At 64.3% G+C, this 2,543-nt stretch carries 3 protein-coding genes and 1 pseudogene; 1 reads left to right on the top strand and 3 read right to left on the bottom strand.

The window, feature by feature from the left end; all coding sequences use genetic code 11:
* Nucleotides 1-848, top strand: an 848-nt coding sequence (locus EOA29_RS32705; protein ID WP_189479062.1) for an AGE family epimerase/isomerase, incomplete at its 5' end; no start/stop codon positions are given.
* A 16-nt stretch (nucleotides 849-864) separates the two neighbouring features.
* On the opposite strand, the pseudogene EOA29_RS32710 reads toward EOA29_RS32705, so the two are convergent.
* The 3 genes and pseudogenes from EOA29_RS32710 to betB all read right to left on the bottom strand — a co-directional run.
* Nucleotides 865-1,149: pseudogene (locus tag EOA29_RS32710) on the bottom strand (type II toxin-antitoxin system RelE/ParE family toxin); the annotation flags it as partial.
* A gap of 17 nt (nucleotides 1,150-1,166) precedes the next feature.
* The gene (locus EOA29_RS32715) at nucleotides 1,167-1,424 is read right to left on the bottom strand and encodes a type II toxin-antitoxin system ParD family antitoxin (RefSeq protein ID WP_126095045.1); all 258 of its coding nucleotides are present in this window, start codon (nucleotides 1,422-1,424) and stop codon (nucleotides 1,167-1,169) included.
* Nucleotides 1,425-1,491: 67 nt separating this feature from the next.
* Nucleotides 1,492-2,543 (bottom strand): betaine-aldehyde dehydrogenase (betB, locus tag EOA29_RS32720; protein WP_127222163.1); only part of this gene is annotated, 1,052 nt, incomplete at its 5' end.

Genomic DNA, 2,543 nt, shown 5'->3' on the forward strand with positions numbered 1-2,543 from the left:
CGCTCAATATCGACGGCTCGGTCGCCGACCCGGTCGAGGACGCTTACGATCATTCCTGCGTGCTCTTGGCGCTGGCGCACGCCCACATCTCCGGCCATCCCGACGCCTTGCGGCTGGGGGAGGAGACCTTCGCCTTCCTCGACGCCCATCTCGAGGACAGCCGCATGACCGGCTTCCTCGAAACGTCTGATGGCGAGGGCGAGCGCCGCTCCAACCCGCATATGCATCTGCTCGAGGCCTTCCTCGCCTGGCACCAGGCAACCGGCGAGCGCGCCTATCTGCGCCGCGCCTCACGCATCATCGACCTTTTCCGCAGTCATTTCTTCGATGCCGACAGCTGGACGCTGGGCGAATATTTCGACGACGGCTGGAAACCGGTGGCCGGCGAGAAGGGCGCCTGGACCGAGCCCGGCCATCATTTCGAATGGGCCTCGCTGCTCGTCGATTTCGCCGCCCGCAGCGGCCAGACCGAACTCACCGCCTTCGCTCGCAAGCTCTATGCCTCGGCCGTCGCGAATGGCCTCAACCGCGCCACCGGCCTTTCCTACGGCGCCGTCTCACGCCAGGGCCTGCCGCTCGACACGGTCTCGCGCAGCTGGCCGCAAGCCGAAGCCATAAAGGCGGCGATCGCGCGCGACGGCTCTGGCGGGCCCGACCTCAAACCCGAGATCGAGGCGCGCGTTGGCCGGCTGTTCCGCTGGCACATCGACCCGGCTCCGCTCGGATTGTGGATCGACCGCATCGACGAGCGCGGCCGCTCCCTGGCGACCGACGTGCCGGCGAGCATCTTCTACCATCTGGTCTGCGCCCTGACGCAGTATCTGGATGGGACGGCGGGGGAGGGGTGAGGCGGCGCCTGCGCAACTAAACGTCGCCGTCCTCGTCGAAAACCGCTTCAATATCACGAGCGCCGTGCAGGACTCGCTCAATGCGCACATTATCGCCTTCAGCCATGTAGAAAACTACATAGTGCTGGAACGGAATTGAACGCAGACTTGGCATTAGCGAGGATCGGAGCGCGCCGCCGCGCGGTGCGTCGGCAATGCGCCCACACCGTACTCTGAGCGCGGCCAGAAAACGCCGAGCCGCAGCTGGGTTTTCAGCATGGATATAGTCGCCGATTTCCTCGACATCCCTTGCGGCGGCAGGTGAGAATGTGACAGCCGTTACTTATGGCTTGTGTCGCGGTACTTCGCTTCCAGCTGGTCAAGAACCTCCGATGCCGGAATGCCGGGGCCGCTTTCTTTCCCCTTGCGGATATCATCACGCAAAGCAGCAAGCTTCGCCTGCCGCTGCTCCTCGCGCTCCTCAAGGAGGCGCAGGCTATCACGTACGACTTCGCTGGCGCTTGCATAGCGGCCGCTTTCGACGAGCTCGCGTACCAGTGCCTCATAGCGAGAACCGATGTTATAGCTTGCTGGCATGGCTCAGTTCCTTGCTATTATCCATTCTTATCAATTTATGATAAGCGCGGCCGAGCCGGTTGCCAAGTCAATACGGGCTCGCCACATCCCCCGTCTCGACATACACTGCCTTCAGCTGCGAATAGTGCGCCAGCGCGGCAAGCGAGTTCTCGCGGCCGATGCCGGACTGCTTGACGCCGCCGAAGGGCATTTCTACCGGCGTCAGATTGTAGGCGTTGATCCAGCAGGTGCCGGCCTGCAACTCGGCGATCACCCGATGCGCGCGCGGCAGGTCGCGTGTGAAGACGCCCGCCGCAAGGCCGAATTCGGTATCGTTGGCGCGCTCGATGACCTCGTCCTCGCTGTCGAACTTGAGCACGCTCATGACCGGCCCGAAGATCTCCTCGCGCGCGATGCGCATGCCGTCGGTGACGCCGGTAAACACGGTCGGCTCGATGAAAAAGCCGCCCTGAAAACCCTGCAGCGACGGCACGTTGCCGCCGCAGGCGAGCGTCGCGCCTTCCTGCTTGCCGGCCGCGATATAGGAGGCGACCTTGTCCTGCTGCGCCTTGTTGACCATCGGCCCCATCTGCGTTTCCGGATCGAGCGGATCGCCGATGCGGATTTTCTTGGTGCGCTCGATCAGCCGCTCGACGAAGCGATTATGGATGCCGCTCTGGACGAAGACGCGCGTGCCGTTGGAGCAGATCTGGCCGGTGGAGTAAAAGTTGCCGAGCAGGGCGCCGCCGATGGCGTTCTCGAGATCGGCATCGTCGAAGACGATCAGCGGCGACTTGCCGCCGAGCTCCATCGTCGCATGCTTCATCTTCGAGCCGGCGAGCGACAGCACCTTGCGGCCGGTCGGCACCGAGCCGGTCACGGAGACCTTGGCCACCACGTCGTGGCCGACGAGTCCGGCGCCGACATCGCCAAAACCCTGGACGACGTTGAACAGCCCGTCGGGCAGCCCCGCCTCGCTGTAGATCTCGGCCAGCGCCAGTGCCGAAAGCGGCGTGTTCTCCGACGGCTTGAACACCATGGCGTTGCCCATGGCCAAAGCCGGCGCCGATTTCCACCCGGCGATCTGGATCGGATAGTTCCAGGCGCCGATGCCGACGCACACTCCGAGCGGCTCCCGCC

Origin of the sequence: Mesorhizobium sp. M1E.F.Ca.ET.063.01.1.1, from assembly GCF_003998155.1 — a bacterium.
Lineage (GTDB): Bacteria > Pseudomonadota > Alphaproteobacteria > Rhizobiales > Rhizobiaceae > Mesorhizobium.